Source organism: Streptomyces sp. TLI_55 (assembly GCF_900206255.1).
Lineage (GTDB): Bacteria > Actinomycetota > Actinomycetes > Streptomycetales > Streptomycetaceae > Streptomyces > Streptomyces aquilus.
Map to the genome: position 1 here is coordinate 4895439 of NZ_OAOJ01000001.1, position 21008 is coordinate 4916446.

The following is a 21008-nucleotide window of genomic DNA, read 5'->3' on the forward strand; positions in this document are numbered from 1 at the left end:
GCGGGCTGAGTACACTCCGTCGTCTGGCAGGACCATCGGCGGTGAGGCGAGGGGCGGGGCGGTGCCGGTGACACCGGAGGCCGGGGACAAGATCGCCGGCCGGTACCTCTTGCAGGAGCCCATCGGCAGAGGCGGGATGGGCGTCGTCTGGCTGGCCTGGGACGAGCGGCTCGAACGGCGGGTCGCGGTCAAGTGCGCACGCCTGGACGACGATCGGGCCACGCGACGGCTCATGGGCGAGGCGCGCAATGCCGGGCGGCTGCACCACCCGAACATCGTGGGCGTCTTCGACTTCGTCGACGAGGGCGCCACCTGCTGGATCATCATGGAGTACGTCCCCTCGCGCAGCCTCGCACAGATCCTGACGGAGAGCGGTCCGCTCACGCCCGAGGCGGCCGGCTCGATCGGCTGCCAGATCGCGGCCGCGCTGGCGAAGTCCCACCACGAGGGCGTGGTGCACGGCGATGTGACACCGGAGAACATCCTCGTCACCGACGAAGGCGTCGCGAGACTGACCGACTTCGGGATCTCGCGGGCGCTGTGGAGCGACGTCACACAGAGCGGGACGAGCAGTGTGCCCGGCAAACCACCGTATCTGGCCCCGGAGTTGGCCAAGGGGCTGCCCGCGGGGGAGAAGTCCGACGTGTTCTCCCTGGGTGCCTCCCTGTTCATGGCGGTCGAGGGCCGGTCGCCGTACGGCGAGGTCGAACACCCCGCGGCCTACCTGGCCCGGGCCGTCGAGGGACACATCGAGCCCGCGCACCGGGCCGGCCCGCTGGAGGGGCCGCTCACCGCCCTGCTGGAGGTGGAGCCCCGGCGCCGACCCGACGCCGCCGGGGCGCAGAGGCTGCTGACGCGCGCCGTGCCACCACCCCCGCACATAGCGGAGCTGCTGCACGGCAACCGCGCGCGGGACCTGACGTCCCCAACCCTCCGGCTACGGCGACTCGTCCGCCGGGCGCAGGACTCCACGCCCTTCGTGCCGCAGCAGCAACAGCCCCTGAGCCGACGTCGGTTGGCCATCACGGCGGTGGCGCTGGCCACGGCGGGCGCGATCACGGCCGGGCTGGTCGTCTTCGGCCCGTGGGCCTCGAAGAACGAGGGGGACGAGGGCGGCCGTACGGGCGCGGCCGACGCGAAACCCTCGGCCACGTCGCCGGCCGGTGCCATCGGCGACGAGCGTACGGCGGACCCCTGCGCGCTGCTCGCCGCCGCCTCGCTGAGCCGCTTCGGCGACACCGTACTCGACCCGGACTACGGGGAGTTCGACCGCTGCGACGTCCTGGTGCGCAACAACAGCGGTGACGACAACGCGGACGTCCAGGTCAACCTCGACTCGGACCGGGACGACTTCGAGGACATCGCATCCACCCACCTCGTCGGCGGCCTCACGGTCGTGACCCTCAAACGGGACGGGGAGGCCTGCGAGCGGGCCGTCCTGACCACCGACGGCAGGCAGATCCGCGTCATCGGGCAGCAACTGGGTGAAGCGGCGCCCGACCCGTGCCAGATGGCCGACGCCGCCACCGACCACGTGGTCGGCGTGCTGGCGGACGGCCCAGTGCCCCGGCGATCGTCGCCGTCGGCCGCGAAGTCCCTGGCCCTGCTGGACACTTGCGCACTGCTCGACGCCTCCGAGCTCAAGCGGCTGCCGGGCGTCGACGCGGACAGCCGGGACCGCGGCTTCGGTTCCTGGAGTTGCGACTGGTCCAGCGAGGACGGCAAGCGCGAGGTCGAGATCCAGTTCAGCCGGGACAACTCGCTGGACTCCGACGACGGAACGGCGGTGGACGTCGCCGGGACGCGGAGCTATTACGTGGCGGACGAGGCCGAGGACGACAGCTGCACCGTACGGACACCGCACCGTACGTACACGGACTCCGTCGGCGACCGCACCGTCGAGCTGCTCCAGCTGACCGTGTACGCGCCGCAGCCGACCGCCGAACTGTGCGACTCCGCCAGGGAGTTCGCCACCGTCGCCGTACAGAACATCGCGAAGCGAGCGCAGGAGCGGTGACATGACCGAACGGGACACGGCACGGAGTCGGCCCGGAGAGCGGGCCGTGCCCGCCCCGGGTGGCCGGCGCCTGCCCGCCACCCATGGGAGCCTCGCCCGTGGCGCGTCCGCACCGCTGCCCGGCACCGTCTTCGCGCTCGCGCTGTCCGGCGGTATGACGTTGGGGCCGGGGGAGGGCCGCGAGGTCCTGTTCGGCCGCAACCGCCCCGAGGTGCATGTCTGCCTCGGGGAGGACGACCCGCAGGTCAGTCGCCACCAGGGCACGCTCACGCACCGGGACGGCCGCTGGTGGGTGAGCAACTCCGGGCGGCTGCCGATCCGTTGTGCGGGAGCTCGGCTGCTGTTCCGGGGTGAGGAGTCACTGCCGCTCGACACCGGCTACACCCCGCTGTTCGTCGGCGGCTCCCACGGGCGCGAGCACCTGCTGGAGGTCTTCGTCACCGGCCCCGAGGGCGACCGGCCGCCGCCGCGGCACGAGGACGTCACCCGCCCGCCCCGGGTGTGGGCGCTCACCGAACAGGAGAAGCTCGCCCTCGTCGTCCTCGGCCGGCGCTACCTGCTGCACGAACCCCGGCCACAGCCGCTGACCTGGCGGCAGACCGCCGCCGAACTCGCCGAGGTGCAGCCCGGTGCCGGTTGGACGGACAAGCGCGTCGAGCACCTGGTCAACGGCGTGCGCACCAAGCTGTCCCGCGACGGGGTGCCCTGGCTGACCCGCGAGGAGCTCGGCGAGCCGGTGGGCAACGCGCTCAACGACCACCTGATCCGGGCCCTCATGGCATCGACCACGCTCGTACCGATGGACCTGGCACTGATCGACTCGGCCTGACGCGGTCACCATGGCCGCCGGCGGAAGTACGTGTTGCCGCGACGGCCGTAGAGCAGGGCCACACCGGTGCCGGTGCACCCAGAGCACCGCGGACGTGATCAACAGCCAGAACGCCACGGTGATCACCCGGGGCCTGCGGGCATCCACCTCCAGCTCTTCCTCCCCGAACTCCAGGGGCTCCTGGGGTTTATGAGGTTCCTCGGGCAGGGGTTCCGCCCCACCCGGTCCGCGAAGCTTGTCGACTTCGGGGTGTTCCCACTGGAGCGCCGGGCCGGTGTGCGACCCTCTCCTAGCCGGCGCGTTCGGCGGTCCAGGTGATGTGCGGAGGCTGGACGCGTGCGCACAGAGGCCCGCCCTGTGCGTCGGTCAGGCCGAGGCGTCCGACCAGCAGTCCGTCGCGTGCGCCGGTGAGCACATCAGCGGGGATGGCGTCGAGCATCAGCTTGGCGCGGCGGAACATCGTGAAGGTGCCCGAATCGTCGACCGTGCCCCAAGACAGGTAGATGAACCGATGGCCCAGACGGTCCTGCACGTAGGGGCCTTTGACCTCGATGCCGGACGGCGAGACGCTCGTGGTGCACTCCAGGGTCCACGTCGCGGACCGCGCGTCACCGGGCTGCGGTGCGAGGAGTTCGGCCGGACGGTCGCGGCGTTGCACGGCGACATGGACGTTGCGGTACTCAGGAACTTTGCCGTCGGCTGGAGCCGGGCAGGTGAGGCCAGGCAGATCGACGGCGTCGATGCGGATGCGCATACGGGCCATCATCCCGCAGCGAACTGCGCTCTCACCCCGCCTGGTCAGGCGGAGCCGACACGGCCCGCCGATTCGTCGGCGGCGCGACGGTACTCGGCGTTGATGCGCTGTGCTTCCTCTAGCTGGTCCTCGAGGATGACGATGCGGCACGCGGCCTCGATCGGAGTCCCCTTGTCGACGAGCTCCCGGGCGCGCGCGGCGATCCGCAGTTGGTAGCGGGAGTACCGGCGATGTCCTCCCTCCGAGCGGAGCGGAGTGATCAGACGCGCCTCGCCGATGGCCCGCAGGAAGGCCGGGGTGGCGCCGAGCATCTCGGCTGCCCGGCCCATTGAGTACGCGGGGTAGTCGTCGTCGTCCAGACGATCATTCAGGGGGTTGTCCGATGTCATGCCACCTCACTGTGCAACGCGTCGAGGGGCCCTGGTGCCGTACGGCACCAGGGCCCCGAAGGAAATTGAACACCATCTGTCGGCCCTACTGCTGTGCCGACCTTCTGTTTCCGCTACCCGGCCCGACAGAGGGGGGTGCGGGGGGATCGCAGCTGCTTGACCGGGGACCACCATCCATTCCGGGGTCTTGCGGTACCCGGGCCGAGTGCATCCTCGGGCCGGGCGATCCTGATGGCGTCTGCTCCTCCGTTCCTCTCTGAACCAACCACTGATGGAACACCCGCCAGTTCGTGTCTGGCGGATCTCGTCGACCGTGTCTACGAGAAGAAGAATACCCACGCCAGGAACAAAAATCTACTCCGGCAAGAGAAGGTTTCACCCTTCTGGTGGAGGAAGAATGTTGCAGTGATCGGTCCCGGTGAGAGGCCTGCGTCTCGCCCGGCCGGCGCTTTCCGGGCGGTCGGCGACACAGCGGTGGGGGCCCTGCCGACGCGCGTCGGCAGGGCCCCCACCGGGCTCCTGAGGGCGGTCTCCCGCCCGTCCTCACACGGCCACGGCGCCGGCGCCGGCGTCGCCGAGCAGCGCGGACGTGGTGTGGACGAGAGCGGGTCCGCCCACGCCCACGGGCGCACCCTCGGGGCGGTCGTGGCAGGTGAAGCCGAGACCCGTCATGGCCCGCACGACTTCGCCGGCGGTGAAGTCACGGGGGTCCTGTCGAGTGATGACCCGGCCCACCTGCTTGACGGGGTAGCGGCGGCGGCCGATGGTCACGGACGCCCCCGTGACGAGCTCGGGCCTGACGCCCTTCATCGAGGCCAGCACCCCGGCCTTGGTCAGCTCGAACGGGTACCTGGCGATGACACAGCGCATGATGCCTCACAGGGAAGAAGTCGCGGGGAGAAGGAGAACGGGCCGACCGGGCTGTCGGTTTCCATAACCGTTGGAGCGGTCGTATCAAGGAATTCCCGCAGCAGAATGAGCGGCGCAGAGAATCGCCAGAACGAGCAGGAGACGGCAGGGGCGATTTTCCCTGAAAATGCAGCGAGCTGGGGCCCGCACCCCAAGGTGCGGGCCCCAGCCGCGAAGTATGCGTCAGTGCCGGTGCGTCAGGCGGGAACGATGTTCTCGGCCGTCGGGCCCTTCTGGCCCTGCGCGATGTCGAACGACACCTTCTGGCCCTCCAGCAGCTCGCGGAAGCCCTGGGTGGCGATGTTCGAGTAGTGGGCGAAGACGTCGGCGCCGCCGCCGTCCTGCTCGATGAAGCCGAAGCCCTTTTCCGCGTTGAACCACTTCACAGTGCCAGTAGCCATGTTGTTTCTCCTTCGGAGGCGGTGTACGGGAGTACGCCCTGTGCATATTCCCGTGTCGCCGTGGTGATCAGCCGTCGGAAAAACCTTCTGGCAACCACACCTGCAACTGAGATCGACAGTAGCACGGTGCGATCGGCCTTGCGTGGTGGGTAATTCCCCTCCGCCAGCCGGTCGAGGAATACTCGCCGCACGCCGCTCCTATTTCTCATTTCGCGGGTACAGATATTGCTCTCCTCGGGTTGGATGGTGTGGATGCGCTCGTCCGCCGCACCGGCGGCGTAGGCTCGGAGGTACCGAGGGCTCTCCGTGTGCCGACTCCCACGCCGGTGCCGTTCTCGGCGAACGACGACACCGGGCCGGACCCGTCCGGACCGGAGCAGGGTTCGCCCATGACCGTGAACACGCCGGAGCGCCCGGAGACCGCCCACCCCGGGACAACGGGCCGGTGGCCGACGCTTCCCAAGGCGCCGCCGCAGCGGCGTCGGCAGGGGCCCTCACCCGAGAAGGGCGAACTCGTCCGTGCGCTGACACGGTGTCAGATCGACGACCGCATGCGAGAGCTCGGCGAGCTGTACACGCGCACCTCGTGCAGTCAGGTGCGGGCCTCGGACGCGTCGGACCAGGACCGGTCCGCCGCGTTCCGGCGACGGCTCGCGGGCCATATGCGGCGGCCGGGTTTCGAACTGCTCGTGGCGGAGAGCGACGGCCCCTCGCGCGCCGTCGTCCTCACGGCGTGCGCTTACGGCTTCCCCGTGCGCGGCGACGTGCCCTGGTGGGACGGCCTCGACGGGTACCTCCCGGAGAGCCTGCTGCGCGTCGCCGCCTCCGGAGGGCTCTTCGCGATCGTCGACATTCTCGTCGAGCGACTGGTACGCACCCAGGACCAGAGCCGTGACTGGAACCTCGCCCGGCGCCTCCAGAAGCGGCTGCTGAGCGATCACGCGGCCGCGCTCGGTATCACGCTGGTCGACCGTGCCAACGCGGACACACTCGAAGCGCTGCTGTCCTGGGGCTGGCGCCGTCTGTCGGCCGAGGCCCGCGAGGCTTCACACCTCGCTCCCGGCCGACTGCTTGTACTCCACTGACCGGCGGCCGGACCCCCGCCGCTCTGCCGCCCGCTCACGTTCCACCCGTCCCGGATCCCTCCCGACCCTGGTGAGGCACCATGCGCTGTGTGATCGCCCGTTACCCCTTCGACCTGTCCAAGGCCGGGGTGGAGATGTCGATGGAGAACGTCAGGCCCGAGCCCGTGACGAGGGAGGGTGTCGTGATCGGGGAACGGGTGTACCCCGTCAAGCAGGTGGGAGTGGTGATCACCGGCCAGGACCCGCGCGACTTCACCGCCGCGGAGATGGTCCGGGCACTGGTCCGTCTGGGCTTCACCTGCCGGACCGCTCCGCAGAGGCCCTCGCCGATGCCGGGCCTGTCGTACGGGTCCGTCGACCGATCACTGGGCTGACCCTCCCGAGTCCCATGGCGGCCGCCCGCGGATCCAGGAACACGCATCACGCGCCACCCACGCCACGCAACACGCCCAGGAGAAGAGGCGCACCCATGCCCGTGCCGAGGCCCGCGCTGCCGTCGCCCGTCGCGGACCGGCTCACCGGGTGGTGGTCCGGACGTACCGGAGACCGGATCCTGACGGCCGCGTCCCGGCTGTCCGGCCCGCTGACCACTCCCTCCACCCCCGACGACTACCTCGCCCTGCTGGACCCGCTGCTGTCCGCCCGGCACCCTTCCGGCCGGATCGTCGCCGTGCGCGCCGAGGGCCCCGCCGCGGCCACCCTGACGATCCGGCCGGGGCGTGGCTGGGCCGGGCACCGTGCCGGGCAGTATCTGCCGGTGGGGGTGGAGATCGACGGCGTACGGCACTGGCGTACGTACTCGATCACCGCGCGGCCCGGCGACCGGGTGCTCACCATCACCGTGAAGGCGGACCCCCGCGGCCGTGTCTCCCCGCACCTCGTGCACCGCACCCCGCCCGGCACGGTGCTGCGACTCGGGCCCGCCCAGGGGGAGTTCGTACTGCCCGAGCCGCCGCCGGAACGGATGCTGTTCGTGACGGCGGGCAGCGGCATCACCCCGGTGATGGGAATCCTGCGCACCCTCGCCGGCCGCCGCCGACCACCCGGCGCCCGGGGCACCGTCGTACTCCTGCACAGCGCACCCGATCCCGAACAGTGCCTCTTCCGGGACGAGTTGACCGACCTGGCGGCCGGATCGCATTGGCTGCGGCTCGGGTTGACGTACACGCGCGCGGACGGCCGGCTCACCCCGCGGCGCATCGCCGCGCTCTGCCCCGACTGGCGGCGCCGGGACGCCTGGGTGTGCGGGCCGGCGGGACTGCTCGACGCGGCTGAGCGGCACTGGGGTGCCGCGGGCCTGCGCGGGCGGCTGCGCACCGAACGCTTCCGGCTGACGCCCGTACTGCCGCAGGCCGCCGACGCCACCGGCGGGCGGGTGCGGTTCGACCGCAGCGGCGCGGAGACCGACGCCCCAGCGTCCGCCCCCCTGCTGCTGACCGGCGAGAAGGCGGGCGTGGCCATGCCGTACGGCTGCCGTATCGGCGTCTGCCACAGCTGCCTCGTACCGCTGATCGACGGCCGGATCCGCGATCTGCGGACCGGTGAAGTGCACGGAGAACCCGGCGAGTTGATCCAGACCTGCGTCAACGGAGCAGCAGGTCCGCTCGTCCTCGACGCCTAGGACCTGCGGGAGATCTTCGCCCGGCACGGACTGCCGTACGTCACCGGGCCGCTCCGTCGGCAGTGCGCGTCGATGTGGGGGCGGGTGCCGCGCCACGCGCTGCCGTAGGCGTTCCGCGCCAGGCGTCCTGGGCACTGGCATAGGCCGGGAAACGGCCGAGTACGCCGCCGCCGAGCAGGACGAGGTCGATGCCCACGCTGTTGTGGACGACGCGGACCCAGCCCCGCCGGGCCCGGCAGTCGTCCCACGCCTCGCACAGCGGACGCAGGATGCTTCCGTCCGCGAAGGTCACCTCGCGGAGGTCCACTATGAGAAAGACGCGCCCGCGTCCGCTGCGGGCACCCTCCAGAGCGTCCGCCAGGGGTGCCACGGAGGTCAGGTCCAGCTCGCCGTGGGCGTGCACCATCCGGCATTCGTCGAACAGTTCGGGCCTCGGGAAAGGCTCGGGCGGGTCGGGATGAGCGCACATGCGCCCCATCTCCTCTGTCCGGTGGAGCTTCGGTGTGCGCAGAGCCTCTGTCGCGCGGAACGGACTGCACGGAACGGACTGCACGGAGAGGGCCGGGGCCAGGGGCTACCGCGTCGGGCGCGGTGCGCCGAGGACGTCCCGCAGGCGGACGCGGTCCGTGTAGCCGGAACTGCCGCGGTGCACGGCGAGTTCGGCCTGGGTGACCGAGCCGGTGCGCTCGTCGTCCCCGTCGCACAGGAGCAGATGCTCCACACCGGCACCGGCCATGATGGACAGGGCCACCTCGACGGTCATGTCGTCGAACACGCGCAGCTCGATCGCGTCCAGGTGGTCGATGCGGGCCATGACGTCGAGGGCGGTCGGGTTTCGGTGCATCTGAAGCGGTGTCACAGCTGCCTCCTGCGGTACGGGCGGATGTGTTCTGATCGCGACGGCTGTGCGCGGGCCGTCCGCCGTCGCCGGTCGGCGACGGACCGGCGACCTGTCATGCTGCGCGGCGCTGTCCGGCCGGCCCGCCCCGAGCGGCGCGCCCTCGACGGCCTCGGGCCGAGGCCGACGTACGGGCCGCGGCTCGCCGGGACGGCTCCGCGGGCGGTGCGGTGATGACGACCGGGACGCCGGTCGGGGCCTTGGCGCCGGTGATGCGGCTGAGTTCCGCCTCTCCCGAGCGCACCGCGGTGATCGTCGGGGCGATGCCGGCCGAGGCCATCAACCGGCTCACCTCGCGGCGCTGGCCCGGCGTCACCAGGGTGACGACGCTGCCGGACTCACCGGCGCGCGCCGTACGGCCGCCGCGGTGCAGGTAGTCCTTGTGGTCGCCGGGCGGATCCACGTTGACCACCAGATCGAGGCCCTCGACGTGGATGCCGCGCGCCGCGACATTGGTCGCCACCAGCGCCGTCACCTGCCCGCTCTTGAACTGCGCGAGGGTCCGGGTGCGCTGCGGCTGGGACCGGCCGCCGTGCAGGGCGGCGGCGCGGACACCGCTGCCGAGGAGGTGCCTGGTCAGCCGGTCCACCGCGTGCTTGGTGTCCAGGAACATGATGACCCGGCCGTCCCGGGCCGCGATCTCGGTGGTCGTGCGGTGCTTGTCCGTCTCGTGCACATGGAGCACGTGGTGTTCCATCGTGGTGACGGCACCCGCCGACGGGTCGACGGAGTGGACCACCGGGTCGGTCAGATAGCGGCGTACCAGCTTGTCGACGTTGCGATCCAGGGTGGCCGAGAAGAGCATCCGCTGGCCCCCGGGACGCACCTGGTCGAGCAGCGCGGTGACCTGGGGCATGAACCCCATGTCGGTCATCTGGTCCGCCTCGTCCAGGACGGTCACGGCGACCTCGCCCAGCAGGCAGTCGCCCCGGTCGATGAGGTCCTTCAGCCGCCCCGGTGTCGCGACGACGACCTCCGCCCCGGTCCGCAGCGCGTTCGCCTGCCTGCCGAGCGACATCCCGCCGACCACGGTGGCCAGTCGCAGCCGTACGGCACGGGCGTACGGGGTCAGTGCGTCGGTGACCTGCTGGGCGAGTTCCCGGGTGGGGACGAGAATCAGGGCCAGTGGCCGTCGCGGCTCGGCTCGCCGTCCCGCCGTACGGGCCAGCACCGGGAGGCCGAAGGCGAGGGTCTTGCCCGAACCGGTGCGGCCACGGCCGAGTACGTCACGGCCGGCCAGGGAGTTCGGCAGGGTCGCCGCCTGGATCGGGAACGGCACGGTCACGCCCTCGCGGCCGAGCGCGGCCAGCAGCGGCGCCGGCAGGGCGAGTTCGGTGAACGACTCGACGGCGGGCAGTGCGGGCACGACCGTCTTCGGCAGCGTGAACTCGCCGCGGGGTGCGGCCTGGCGGCCTGCGCTGCCCTTGGAGCGGCGGGTGGTGTGTGTGGTTCGACGGGGGTGTTGAGCGCGTGCTCGGTTCATGCGGAGCCTTCCTCGATGCGGGCGCGTGTCAAGGAATTCCCGCAGCACGATGAACGGCGCAGAGAATTGCGAGAACGAGCGGGAGAGAGCAGGGGTGATTTTCCCTGAAAATGCAGCGAGCTGGGGCCCGCACCCCAAGGTGCGGGCCCCAGCTGCGAAGTATGCTTCGGTGCCGTGGTCAGGCCGGAACGATGTTCTCGGCGGTCGGGCCCTTCTGGCCCTGCGCGATGTCGAACGACACCTTCTGGCCTTCCTGCAGCTCGCGGAAGCCCTGGGTGGCGATGTTCGAGTAGTGGGCGAAGACGTCGGCGCCGCCGCCGTCCTGCGCGATGAAGCCGAAGCCCTTTTCGGCGTTGAACCACTTCACAGTGCCGGTAACCATGTCAATTCTCCTTCGGAAACGGTGCTCGGAGTTCGCCCTGTGCGCGCTCCGTGTCGCCGTGATGATCTGCCCGTCGGAAAATGAACCTTTTGGCAACCACAACTGCAACCTGATTCGACAGTAGCACGTGATGCTCGACGATGTGCCGCGAATAATTCTGCTCAATCGGTCGGTTCGGGGAATATTCTCGGTGCCGCGTGCCTAATTCTCCCTTTGAGCCGACAGATATTTCCCCGTCAGCGGATCCGGTCACGTCCACGGCGATCACCTGGCCGGGCGCCATGATCGTGTGCGGTGGGTCGGGCCATTGGGCGGCGTCCACGGTGATGCGCACCGTGCTGCCCCGGTCCGGTTCCAACGCGGCGACGAGCGAGGGCAGTTCCAGTTCCAGGGAGTCACAGCGTGGCCACCACGCGCCGTCCAGCGGGCCGTGGCCGACTTCCGGGGTGAGGGCCAGGCGGGGCAGGGGCATGCGGTAGGTGTGCCCGGGGTCCGCGAGTGGGCCTTCGGCCGGCGTCGTGCTGGGTTCCATCGTGCGGTCCCGTCCCGGGAGCCGAGGACGGCTGCCCGTTTCGTCACTCGTCCGGGAACGGCACCGCAGGTCGCGCTGCGCGAAGAGCCCTCGGTACGTCGAGCCTACGCCCGGGCGGGTGCCGGCGGGCCGAGGACCGACGTCCGGGCCGGTCACAGGGCCAGCACCGCGCGCACTCTGTTGCCGCCCCCGTCGACCGGATCGATGTCGAAGTGCTGCGCCAGGCACCGCACCATGGCGAGGCCCCGCCCGCTCTCACCCCAGGTCGTCAACGGCCGCACGCCCGGTCGGCCGGGGCTGCCGTCGTAGACCTCGACGGTCACCTGGGTGTCCGACACGTGCAGGCGCAGACGGCAGCTGCCGCCGTGCCGAGTGGCGTTGGTGACCAACTCGGAGACGATGAGGGTCGCGTCGTCGATGTGCTCGGCGTCGAGCCCCGCCCTCCGGTGGTCGCTCCGGGCGAGGAACTCCGAGGTCAACTTGCGTGCCCTGCCCGCCGATTCGGCCTCGTCGGGCAGCAGGTACTCAACTCCTGCGGAACGCCGATGGGTACGCCGATGCGTACGCATGGCGAATCACTTCCCCTCCTGGGCCACCCGACCACCATGGCCGTGGCCGCTCTACGGTCCGCGGCACGTTCTCCCCCGCCGGGCCTGCCCGGTGCTGATGCCCCGTGCGGGTGATCGCCAACCGGAAGCGGATGGACCGGGCGTCGCCGGCGCGGCATCGCGCAGGTCACAGGTCACGGGTCACAGTTGAGAGGTCACGCGCCGGGCGGTTTCTTTCCGCGTCCTGAAGGAGCGCGCTCGCGGTGAGGCGGAGCGCGGGATCGGCGGCGGCCGTCATCAGCCGCCCGGCCGTGGCCGTCCCGGTACCGGGCGGGACTACCAACAGGTCCCGGCGTCCGACGCCATAGGCGAAGAGCCGGATGGCGTGCGGGTCGAACCCGGACGTGAACCACGCCGCCCGCACCGTGTGGCCGGCGACCGGCAGCTCGCACGGTGCCTGGGGCCAGGCGTCGCGGTGAGCGGCCACACAGCTCACCCGCCCCCACGACCTGTCGAACGCCTCGACAAGCGCGGGCAGTTCGGCCCGCAAGTCGTCGGAACGGGGCCACCAGGCGCCGCTCACAGGGCCGGGCGGGAAGGCCGGCGGGCGCAGGGTGAGGCGGGCGGGCCGAAGCGAGGCGGGCGGTGTCCGGTCGGGCGAGGCGCGTTGACCGATGGGCGCGTTCATGTCGCGGTCCCTGTCCCCGGGCCGCCGTGCGGCGGACCGGTGTCGTGGTGCGCCGAGAAGGACGCCGACGGGGAGCCGGCGTACGGGCAACTCCCGGTTCGTCCACGCTACTCCGCCCCGGTGCGTCGGCGGCCGGGCCGTCCGAGGGATTCTCGATCGCTCGCGGGGGTTCTCACCCCGGGGGAGTCCGCCTAGGCTTGCGGTACCCCGCCGTGCACAGGATTCCGTCGGAACGCACGCGGTCCGGCAGCCCGGTGGCTGCCTGTGCCCCCGGCCCTCGGGCAAGGACAAATTCGCGGCCTCTGCAGAGCAGTCGGCTTTCGGTGCCCGTTGTGGGCCGGCTCCTGCTCACCCAGTCCTGCTTCCCCTCGTCGCGAGACCGGCGCGGTGCCTCCCGCGTGCCGTCGCACGGTCCGATGCGGGGCACACGGCTCCCGTATCGCGCGCCCGTGAAGGGGGATTCGGCCGCGTGGGGAGTCTCAGACGGCCGCCGCCGAGGCTCGGATGACCGGCGGCGGCCGTCGGAAGACGCTGGCACCGGCGGTCGCGTCCCGCGAGGTGCCCCGGCCGGGCGCCGGGAGTGCCCGTCCGCCCAAGTCCCCGGCGTGGCCTGTGCGCTCCGGTCGGTTGACCGGCCGCACCACCCGGCGGGGCGCCGGCGCGACGGCGGCCCTGTGGCCGCTCGTGCGCGCGGCAGCCGCCCGGTTCACGCCCGCAGCAGCCGCCCGGTGATCTCCCGGTACTCCCGCAGTGCGAGCCGGAGTTCGGTGTTCTGCGTCTCGGGGTCCTGGTCCTGCCAGCCCGCGCGCAGGACGCGTCGCCGTTCCGCGAGGGCCTTGAGCAGCGCGTCGGTGGCTTCGTCGAAGGCGCTCTCGGCCTCCTCCAGGGCCTCGCGCGGTGCGTCCGCGAAGGCGTTCACGGCGTGCCCGAGACGCCGGACGACCTTGTCCCGTCCATCGGAGGGGATCAGCGGGTCGGGGCCCAGGGAGCGGTGCCCGCCGGGGTCGGCGGGCCGGTCGGCGGGCTGCTGGGCGCGTGTCTGGTCGTACATCGTCGTATGCACCGTTTCCGTGGTGATGAGTGGTGATGGGGTTCGCCGCCCGAAGGCACCTCCGGCCTTCCCGGCGGCCTGCTTCAGGCTGCCGGGAACCCGGCCGGCCCGTCTTCTGCCCCGGAGGCTCACCAGGCCACCGCGGCGCTGACGGCCGCAGCGGGGAGCACGGCGTCATCTGCCCGCCGGAGCGGCCCGGCCTCGTACGACGAGGGAGTGCCGTCGGGCTGTTCCGCCGCCATGAGGGCGGACGCGGTCGGATGCGGGCCGGTGCCCGCGCTCGCGGCGGCCAGCAGCCGGGCGGCCGAGGGATCGGCGGTCTCCGGGGGAATCACCAGGAGGTCCCAGGGCCCCGCCGTTCCGGACAGCAGCAGGATCTTGTGCGGATCCAGCTCAGAGGTGAACCAACCGACCTTCACCACACGGCCGTTGACGAAGATCCTGCGCGGAAGGATCGGCCAGTAGCGGGGATTGACGGCGATCCGGGTGATCCGGCCCCACAGCGGCTCCAGTACGCCCGCCAGCGGGGGGAGTTCCTGGGGCAGGTCGCGTGAGCGGGGCCACCAGGCGCCGTCCAGTTCGACGTGTCCCGCAGGAGGGCAGCTCGCAGGTCTGAGGGCGAGTCGTGCGGTCGGGGTTGTGAAAGGTATGGCGCTCGGCGGAGAACGGTCGTCGGTCGCGGACATCGTGCGGACCCGTCTCCGGACCCCCTGCGCGTGAGCAGTTGTCCGGCGTCGTTGCTCACCAGGAACGACACCGGTATCGGGGCCGGTGCGCGAAATGCTCCCGATGACCTCACGCTACTCCCCGAACAGGCCGAACGGACCGCTCCCGGCCGTCGCCTCACTCGCTCCCGCGATCCTTCTCCGGGGACCGGCTGGTCTCCAGCCAGGACCGCGCCGGTTCCGCCGCCCGCGTCGTGTCGACGACGAGTTCGAGGCGCGTTCCTCCCCCCGCGCCCGCGGGATAGCTGCGCTGCTCGGTGGCCGCGAAGCAACGACGGAGCACCTCCGCGACGCGCCGGGCGACCTCGGGGGAGGCCGCGACGATGCGTACGTCGGCATGCCCTTCCCGGGGTGCTTCCGTGGGCTGCTGCATGGCGACCTCGTCGTCTCGTCACGGATCAGTGGAGCGGATCTTCGACTGTACTCCGGCGCTCCGCCCCTCCTCGCGGTGGTGATGCGCAGTGCCTGTGTCCGAAGCTCCGCGTGGGCGTTTCGGCTGGAGGCGTTCGGGGACACGGTGGGCGGAGGTCGTATCGCGTGCCGGTTCGGCAGTGAGCCGGCGTTCCATTCGTCCGCCCGCTCCTGCCGTCCGGCTGCGACAGCGGACGGCAGAATCGTGCCTTCAATGGGACCGCGCGGCCGCGAGGGGCTTCACCTCACCACGCGGAGTAACGTGGTGAAGGCACCTTCCGATCCCGTGTTCGCCGCAGACGCCGAACCTCGAAGACGGGCAGGTTCCTCATGGTCGACTCCGACACACCCCCTGGGTCACGGCATCTGCCCAGTGTTGATCTTTCCGACCTGAGGCCCGGGAGCGCACTGCTCCGACTGGAGACGACGAATTCGCGCGACGGCATCCTCGACGGGGCGTGGTGGCCGCGGTCCCGGGACATCGGTGCCGAGCTGCCCGCCCTCGTGACGGCCCTCGCCGAACACCTCGGTCCCGTCACCCGGGTAGGGCTGGATGCCGTGGGCTGGGAAGGGCTCCCGACGCGGCTCGTCGTCGACGACCGTGTGGTGCACATCGACTCCTTCGCCGTCGGTGACGACACTGTCCTGATCACCCGGGGGGAAGAGGACATCATCTCGCTGCTGGTGATTCCGCCGAACGCGACAACCGAGGCCGCGCACGCCGCCATGGCCCAGGCTGTGCGGCCCGACAACGTCTCCCGGGCGGAACAGATCCTCATCGACACCGGGACCGGGAGCGCGGGGCCCTGAGGGACGGTCGCGCGGGCGCCGAGTGAGCCCGTCGATGTCAGGCGGGGGAGCTCAGCGCGCCGGTCATGAGCGGCGCGGCATCCTCCTCGGTGGTGTCGGGCGGCACGACCAGAAGGTCCCAGCGGCCGTGGCCGGGGGCGAGCAGGACCACGGTGTCCAGGGCATGCCGCGCGGCGGACTTGCGCAGTCGTACGACCTTGTTGCACACGAGCATCCGGCCGGGTGCTGCGGACCAGGCCGCTCCGTTCACGGTGATGCCGGCGATGTGCCCCCAGGCGGCCGGCAGCCCGGCGAGCAACTCCGGAAGCTCCGCCAGGAGGTCGTAGGAACGGGGCCACCACACGCCGTCGAAGCGGCGCGGCAGGGGGCTGTGGGGTGCCAGGCGCAGACGGAGGTGAGGGGTGGTGGGCGGGAGCGGTGGCGCTGTGGCGGTCATGAGGTTCCTTCAGGTGTGGTCGTGAGGGTTCCTTCAGGGCTGGTGGAGTGGCTGGTTCGGGTCAGGCGTGGCGGTCGACTCCGGCATGGATGCCGTCGCCGTCCCCTGTGCCCGTGCCCGTGCCGTGAGCCGGGCGACGCTGCCTCAACGCCTCGTGGCGGCCGGGTACCGCGGACCGCTGTGCCATGGCGCGACGGCGCCGGTGGTGAAGAACAGCAGGACGGTCCTGCGCGGGTCGGGCTCCGGCCGCGAGCCGGTGGCGGAAAGGCCCCGCGCGGTGCCGGGCTGCCCGCTCGGGCGGAGGCGGGAGGAGCGGGAAGGCCGGGAGGGAGGGGTGGAAACAGGCGCCGAAGAGCGCTGGGGGAGAGCCGTGAAGGGTTCGGGGGCCGAGGCCATCATGCCGACCTGTCTCGGGAGACCCCGGGGTTCGGCGGGTCTACCGGCGAGTGTGTCTCGCCGAGGACGAGACCGGCGCGGGAGCCGGTGTGCGACATGCCCTCAGTGCCTCCACCGTACTCCGTCGCGCGGCGCTGTCCCGGCCGGCGGCGACAGACGGCCCCGCCGCGACCGCCCCACCGGTTCGGGCACCACCAGAGGTCAGATCACCGACCATGGCGCCGCGCTCGGCGTCATGGTCGGTGAGCCGCTTGGACAGCAGGACCACCGAGGCGCTGCGGTCCTGGGGGTCCCGGTCACGGCGTCGGCAGACGCAGGGCGAGCAGAGCCACGTCGTCGGTGCTGCCGGGCGGCATACGGGCGAGCAGCTGGTCGCACAGGGTGTCCAGTGGCGCGTGGGCGAGCGCCAGGGCATGGCGGCGCAGCCGGTCCAGGCCGGTGCCGAGGTCGCTGCCGGGGATCTCGATCAGGCCGTCGGTGTAGAGCAGCAGGGTGGAGCCCGGTGGCAGGGGCTGGGTGGCGTTCGGCCGGCTCTCGCCGGTGCCCACGGGGGCGCCGAGGACCAGTCCCTGTCCGGCTTCGAGGTACCGCGCGTGTCCTCCGGGGGTCAGGAGGAGGGGCGGCGGATGTCCGGCGCTGGTCCACCGCAGTGTCCACGGTCCGGCCTGCGAGTGGCCTTCGACCCGGGCGAGGACGAGGGTGGCCATGGGGACGGTGGTGATGGCGGGCATGGCGTCGTCGAGACGGTCGACGACGGCGCCGGGAGGCCCCGTGTGGTCCCAGGCCAGGGCGCGCAGGATGCCGTGCAGTTGCGCCATCCCCGCCGCCGCGGTCAGGTCGTGGCCCACGACGTCGCCGATGACCAGCATCAGGGTGCCGTCCTTCAGCTCGAACGCGTCGTACCAGTCGCCGCCGACCTGGGAACCGGCCGGCGCGGGCTGGTAGCGGGCGGCCAGCCGCAGACGGCCGGGCTGGGGCAGCGGGGCGAGCAGGTTGTGCTGCATGGCCTCGGCGACGGCGCGCTGGCGGCCGAACCGCCGTGCGTTGTCGATGACCAGGCCGACCCGGCGGCCGATGTCGCTCACCACCTCCAGGTCCTCCGCGTCGAAGGGGTGCGCCGGGTCGGTGCGCACCAGCGTCAGGGCGCCGGTGATCTGCCGCTTCGAGCCGAGCGGGACCGTGATGGCGGACGTCGCGCGCACCGTCCGCAGGAAGTGGCCGTGGACGGCGGCCAGGGGCGAGACGGGCGGTGCCGCCGTCTCCGCCGTGTCCCGCTCGCTGTGCAGCACGGGATCGCCTCCCCGCAGCACCTGGACAAGAGGTGAGCGGTCGGCCGCCCCCGTCTCGGGAAGGCGCTCGCGCCCGCCCTCCAGCCCGGCGGCCCGGCCCGCGGGACCGGTCACCGCCACCCGGTGGACCTTCCCGGAACCGGTCCGGAGGTCCACCGCCGCCCAGTCGGCGAGGCGGGGAACCAGCAGGCGGCCCAGCCGGGCGAGGGCCTCGTCGGTCTCCAGGGTCTGGCCCAGTACGTCGGTGATCTCCGCGACCAGCGTCAGCCGCTCGGTGAGGTCCTCCAGAGCACTCGTGTAGGCAGCGCGTTCCCGGCCCGCGCTGCGGTCGCCCGTGATGTCGGTGAACAGCACGGCCATGCCCTGGTAGGAGCCGCCGACCGTGAGAGGGGAAGCGGACCAGGAGATCGTGACCAGGCGCCCGTCACCGCGCAGATAGCTGTCGCCCTCACCGCGCGCGGCGGCTCCCGCGGCCAGCGCACGCAGGAGCGGGCACCGCTCCCGCAGGAGTGCGCCGCCGTCCGTGTCCCGGTGCAGCAGCTCGTGCGCGTCCTTGCCGTGCATCGCGGCGGCGGCCCGGCCCAGCAGCCGTTCGGCGGCCGGGTTGACGGCGAGGATCAGTCCGGCCGGATCGACCACCATCAGGGCCGTGCTCAGCTGCTCGACGACCTGGCGCCAGAAACCCGACGCGGCTGCGGTCGGCCGCGACGGCTCCTCACCTCCCGCACCGGGCACCGCGTTCTGCACTACGCCGCCCTCCAGTGACGGCGGCCTCCCCCCGAAGGCCGCGGGCGCATCAGCATCAGGAAACGACACCTCTGTCACCCATGGTCCCCTGTGAGGAACCCGCTCGCACGGTCGGCACGAGGACCTGGTCGTCAGGGCGCGCAGGCAGCCGCATCGCGAAGAAGGCCACGTCGGCGACGAAGAGCACGAAGCCGAATCGCGGTCGCGGGCATCGACGGCCCGGCCTCGGCGCTCGCGGTGGCCATCAGCCGTGCGGCCGAGGGGGCGTCGGTCTCCGGGGGGATCACGAGGAGGTTCCAGCGGCCCGCGGAGTAGGACAGCAGAACGATCCGATGCCGATCCAGCTCAGAGGTGAACCAACCGACCTTCACCACATGGCCGTTGACGACGAGCCTGGGCGGGAGGTTCGGCCAGTGGCGGGGGTTGAGCGCGACACGGGTGATCCGCCCCCACAGCGGATCCAGCACGTCCGCCAAGGCGGAGAGCTCGTCCGCCAGGTCACGTGAACGGGGCCACCAGGCGCCGTCCAGTTCGGCGCGCCCCGCGGACGGGCCCTCGGACCCCTCGGACCTCAGCGCGAGGCGCGCCGTCGGGGCCCTGAAGGGAACGGCTCGTAGCGGGGGATGAGAGGTGGTCGCGGACATGGCGCAAACCCGTCTCCGGACTGCCGTGCGGGGCAGCGGCCCGGCGTCGTCGCTCACCGGGAACGACACCGGCATCGGGGCCGAGGTGCGAAATGCTCCTGGTGAGTTCACGCTACTCCCCGAAGGTCCCGGGTGCAGGCGCGTGGGGCCGCTTCTCCCTTGGCCGTACGATCCGTTGGGCCTGTCCGAGGAGTAGGCTGGAACCACCGAGGATTCTTCGCGCACCGGCTTCCAGGCTCGTGTCGTTTTCGGCGATTGAATACGCCGGGCCGACTGCGGTCGGCCCGGGGCAGGGTTCGCGCCATGACTGCGACCGTTTCCCTCCCGCCGACAGCCGAAGCCGAAACCGACGACCGTTCGTCCTCCTCGTCCTCTCTCCGTCTGTCGCTGGCTCCCGCCGGTCCCGCACCGGCTCTGCTGGACGGCGCATGGTGGCCCCGCTCCCGCGACCTCGGGGCCGAACTCCCCTCGCTGGCCGCCGTACTGGATCCGTTGTGGGGGCGGATCACCCGCGTCACGGTGAATCCCACCCACTGGCCGGTCGTTCCGCGCAAGGTGCCCGTCGCCGGGCACGTGGTGAAGGTGGGCTGGTTCCTGGCCGAGCAGGACCCGCACGAACTGATGTTGCTCTCGTACCGCACAGGCCGCTGGAACCTCCTGGTGGTCCCGCCACAGACGACTCCCGTCTCGGCCGCCTGGCTGATGGCCGCCGCGAGCGACCCACTGGGCACGTCGAACGCGAGCCGGTTGATGGAGGAGGCGGCGCGCCTGCGGACGGTGTACGAGGCCGAGCGGTCCGTGGAAGAGGTCTGGGACTCCGAAGGAGGCCATGAGGCCCGCGATCCGGCCGCACGTCCCCCGGTCCCGACCGTGACCGCCGCGATGCCGCGTCAGCCGATGGGAAGGTGAGGACCGTGGAGACGTTCGTGACCGTGATCGTGATCCTTGCGATGATCGCCCTCGGCGTGCTGCTCATCCACCTGCTCAACTCGCAGCACAGCGACCGCATGGCCGCCTTCCACTACGGCCGCTCCGGGATGCCTGTCCCGGGCCCGGCCGCGGCGGCTCGGCGGAAGGCCCACGGCTGGGCGAGAGTGAGCGGCGCCGCAGGTCGCCGTGGCCGTCGCGACGACGGCGCCCACCGCCCGAACTGACAGCACCGGCGCACGCTCACACCGGCGGGCGGTGAGCTGTGGACGTGCACGTCTTCTGTTCTCGTCACGGCAGGGGATCCAACAGCGCGGGATCGGCGCGTCCCTCGACGATCTCGCGGGCCACGTCGTGCAGCGGCCGATGGTGTGAGCGGGCGTGGCCGCGCAGCAGCGTGAAGGCGTCGTCCATGGTCAGGGACAGGCGGGTCGCCAGGATGCCCTTTGCCTGTTCGATGACGACGCGGCTGGTCAGGGCCAGTTCGAGCTGTGCGTTCAGGGTCCGGCTGCGGTCGGCCTCCCCCGCCCGTTCCAGGGCGATGGCGGTGAAGTCGGCCATCGACTGGCCGAGCGCCAGTGCGTCCGGCGAGAACGGACTTTGTCGACCGGACAGCAGGACCAGCGCACCGGTGGTCCCGGCGGGGCCCCGCAGCGGGAGGGCCGCCACGCGTGCGTAACCCAGTTCCAGTGCCCGAGGGGCGTAGTGCGGCCAGCGCTGTCTGGTCGGGCGGCCGTCGAGGGCGACCTGGACCGGAGGCCGGCGGCCACGGTGGCAGTCGTGGCCAGGCCCTTCGCGCTGTTCGGACGCGTCGTGTTCCATGCGCGAGACCTTGGGGTCGGAGCCGGCGACCTCGACCTCCGCGCGCTCGCCGGGGGCGAACACCACGCCCGCGGCACGGACGCCGAGCAGGGACGGGCTGCGGGTCGCGAGGACCGTGAGGGTGCCGGAGACGTCCAGGGGGCCGTCGCTCGTGCCGCCGGCCAGTGCGACGAATACGTCGGCCAGTCGCTGCTGCGACGTCATGATCTCTCTT

Annotated in this window: 26 protein-coding genes; 8 read left to right on the plus strand and 18 right to left on the minus strand. The window is 71.8% G+C overall.

Annotated features, from left to right (window positions below; all coding sequences use genetic code 11):
• The first annotated feature begins 61 nt into the window (after positions 1–61).
• Both CRP56_RS22455 and CRP56_RS22460 read left to right on the plus strand, forming a co-directional pair.
• Complete coding sequence (locus CRP56_RS22455) at positions 62–2017, plus strand: serine/threonine-protein kinase (RefSeq protein WP_097266677.1); 1956 nt, start codon at positions 62–64, stop codon at positions 2015–2017.
• A 1-nt stretch (position 2018) separates the two neighbouring features.
• Positions 2019–2846, plus strand: coding sequence for an FHA domain-containing protein (locus CRP56_RS22460; protein WP_257040885.1), 828 nt, complete (start codon positions 2019–2021; stop codon positions 2844–2846).
• Between the two features lie 289 nt (positions 2847–3135).
• On the opposite strand, the gene CRP56_RS22465 is transcribed toward CRP56_RS22460, so the two are convergent.
• The 4 genes from CRP56_RS22465 to CRP56_RS22480 all read right to left on the minus strand — a co-directional run bounded on the left by CRP56_RS22465 (position 3136) and on the right by CRP56_RS22480 (position 5299).
• Positions 3136–3600 carry a DUF5990 family protein gene (locus tag CRP56_RS22465; RefSeq protein WP_257040886.1) on the minus strand — a complete coding sequence of 155 codons (465 nt, stop codon included), beginning with the start codon at positions 3598–3600 and terminating at the stop codon, positions 3136–3138.
• 44 nt (positions 3601–3644) lie between these two features.
• On the minus strand, positions 3645–3989 hold the full coding sequence (locus CRP56_RS22470; protein ID WP_097266683.1) for a MerR family transcriptional regulator: 345 nt from the start codon (positions 3987–3989) through the stop codon (positions 3645–3647).
• 543 nt (positions 3990–4532) lie between these two features.
• Entirely contained in the window at positions 4533–4859 is a 327-nt protein-coding gene (locus tag CRP56_RS22475; RefSeq protein WP_097266685.1) for an SCO5918 family protein, read from the minus strand.
• 236 nt (positions 4860–5095) lie between these two features.
• On the minus strand, positions 5096–5299 hold the full coding sequence (locus tag CRP56_RS22480) for a cold-shock protein (RefSeq protein ID WP_028799214.1): 204 nt from the start codon (positions 5297–5299) through the stop codon (positions 5096–5098).
• 389 nt (positions 5300–5688) lie between these two features.
• On the opposite strand from CRP56_RS22480, the gene CRP56_RS22485 reads away from it, so the two are divergent.
• The 3 genes from CRP56_RS22485 to CRP56_RS22495 all read left to right on the plus strand — a co-directional run bounded on the left by CRP56_RS22485 (position 5689) and on the right by CRP56_RS22495 (position 8005).
• Positions 5689–6384, plus strand: a complete 696-nt coding sequence (locus CRP56_RS22485) for a hypothetical protein (protein ID WP_097274356.1) — start codon at positions 5689–5691, stop codon at positions 6382–6384.
• An 80-nt stretch (positions 6385–6464) separates the two neighbouring features.
• Positions 6465–6758, plus strand: a complete 294-nt coding sequence (locus tag CRP56_RS22490) for an SCO5918 family protein (protein ID WP_097266687.1) — start codon at positions 6465–6467, stop codon at positions 6756–6758.
• Between the two features lie 95 nt (positions 6759–6853).
• Positions 6854–8005 (plus strand): ferredoxin reductase, encoded by a 1152-nt coding sequence (locus tag CRP56_RS22495; protein WP_097266688.1) that lies wholly within the window; start codon positions 6854–6856, stop codon positions 8003–8005.
• Between the two features lie 40 nt (positions 8006–8045).
• On the opposite strand, the gene CRP56_RS22500 is transcribed toward CRP56_RS22495, so the two are convergent.
• The 10 genes from CRP56_RS22500 to CRP56_RS22540 form a co-directional block, all read right to left on the minus strand.
• Positions 8046–8474 (minus strand): STAS domain-containing protein, encoded by a 429-nt coding sequence (locus tag CRP56_RS22500; RefSeq protein ID WP_179851092.1) that lies wholly within the window; start codon positions 8472–8474, stop codon positions 8046–8048.
• A gap of 105 nt (positions 8475–8579) precedes the next feature.
• Positions 8580–8819 carry a hypothetical protein gene (locus CRP56_RS22505; protein WP_097274358.1) on the minus strand — a complete coding sequence of 80 codons (240 nt, stop codon included), beginning with the start codon at positions 8817–8819 and terminating at the stop codon, positions 8580–8582.
• A gap of 139 nt (positions 8820–8958) precedes the next feature.
• Positions 8959–10386: a DEAD/DEAH box helicase gene (locus CRP56_RS22510; RefSeq protein ID WP_097266691.1), complete on the minus strand. Its 1428-nt coding sequence runs from the start codon at positions 10384–10386 to the stop codon at positions 8959–8961.
• A 178-nt stretch (positions 10387–10564) separates the two neighbouring features.
• Positions 10565–10768, minus strand: coding sequence for a cold-shock protein (locus tag CRP56_RS22515; RefSeq protein WP_097266693.1), 204 nt, complete (start codon positions 10766–10768; stop codon positions 10565–10567).
• 1 nt (position 10769) lies between these two features.
• On the minus strand, positions 10770–11240 hold the full coding sequence (locus CRP56_RS47165; RefSeq protein ID WP_143664925.1) for a DUF5994 family protein: 471 nt from the start codon (positions 11238–11240) through the stop codon (positions 10770–10772).
• Between the two features lie 212 nt (positions 11241–11452).
• Complete coding sequence (locus CRP56_RS22520; protein ID WP_097266696.1) at positions 11453–11869, minus strand: ATP-binding protein; 417 nt, start codon at positions 11867–11869, stop codon at positions 11453–11455.
• 166 nt (positions 11870–12035) lie between these two features.
• Positions 12036–12536, minus strand: a complete 501-nt coding sequence (locus tag CRP56_RS22525) for a DUF5994 family protein (RefSeq protein ID WP_097266698.1) — start codon at positions 12534–12536, stop codon at positions 12036–12038.
• Positions 12537–13242: 706 nt separating this feature from the next.
• On the minus strand, positions 13243–13587 hold the full coding sequence (locus CRP56_RS22530; protein ID WP_097266700.1) for a hypothetical protein: 345 nt from the start codon (positions 13585–13587) through the stop codon (positions 13243–13245).
• A 128-nt stretch (positions 13588–13715) separates the two neighbouring features.
• Positions 13716–14273 carry a DUF5994 family protein gene (locus tag CRP56_RS22535; RefSeq protein WP_097266701.1) on the minus strand — a complete coding sequence of 186 codons (558 nt, stop codon included), beginning with the start codon at positions 14271–14273 and terminating at the stop codon, positions 13716–13718.
• A 157-nt stretch (positions 14274–14430) separates the two neighbouring features.
• Positions 14431–14685 carry a hypothetical protein gene (locus tag CRP56_RS22540; protein ID WP_097266704.1) on the minus strand — a complete coding sequence of 85 codons (255 nt, stop codon included), beginning with the start codon at positions 14683–14685 and terminating at the stop codon, positions 14431–14433.
• A gap of 368 nt (positions 14686–15053) precedes the next feature.
• On the opposite strand from CRP56_RS22540, the gene CRP56_RS22545 reads away from it, so the two are divergent.
• On the plus strand, positions 15054–15533 hold the full coding sequence (locus tag CRP56_RS22545) for a DUF5994 family protein (protein WP_097266706.1): 480 nt from the start codon (positions 15054–15056) through the stop codon (positions 15531–15533).
• Positions 15534–15570: 37 nt separating this feature from the next.
• On the opposite strand, the gene CRP56_RS22550 is transcribed toward CRP56_RS22545, so the two are convergent.
• The 3 genes from CRP56_RS22550 to CRP56_RS48465 form a co-directional block, all read right to left on the minus strand.
• Complete coding sequence (locus tag CRP56_RS22550) at positions 15571–15969, minus strand: DUF5994 family protein (RefSeq protein WP_097266709.1); 399 nt, start codon at positions 15967–15969, stop codon at positions 15571–15573.
• Positions 15970–16661: 692 nt separating this feature from the next.
• Positions 16662–18401 (minus strand): SpoIIE family protein phosphatase, encoded by a 1740-nt coding sequence (locus tag CRP56_RS22555; RefSeq protein ID WP_257040889.1) that lies wholly within the window; start codon positions 18399–18401, stop codon positions 16662–16664.
• Positions 18402–18532: 131 nt separating this feature from the next.
• Positions 18533–19120, minus strand: a complete 588-nt coding sequence (locus tag CRP56_RS48465) for a DUF5994 family protein (protein ID WP_097266710.1) — start codon at positions 19118–19120, stop codon at positions 18533–18535.
• A 228-nt stretch (positions 19121–19348) separates the two neighbouring features.
• Between CRP56_RS48465 and CRP56_RS22565 the strand changes: the two genes are divergently transcribed.
• Positions 19349–19954, plus strand: a complete 606-nt coding sequence (locus tag CRP56_RS22565) for a DUF5994 family protein (RefSeq protein WP_097266712.1) — start codon at positions 19349–19351, stop codon at positions 19952–19954.
• Positions 19955–19959: 5 nt separating this feature from the next.
• On the plus strand, positions 19960–20199 hold the full coding sequence (locus CRP56_RS22570; protein ID WP_097266720.1) for a hypothetical protein: 240 nt from the start codon (positions 19960–19962) through the stop codon (positions 20197–20199).
• Positions 20200–20263: 64 nt separating this feature from the next.
• Here the strand turns inward: CRP56_RS22570 and CRP56_RS22575 are convergent, their stop codons facing one another.
• Positions 20264–20998 (minus strand): GAF and ANTAR domain-containing protein, encoded by a 735-nt coding sequence (locus tag CRP56_RS22575; RefSeq protein ID WP_097266722.1) that lies wholly within the window; start codon positions 20996–20998, stop codon positions 20264–20266.
• Between the last annotated feature and the right edge of the window lie 10 nt (positions 20999–21008).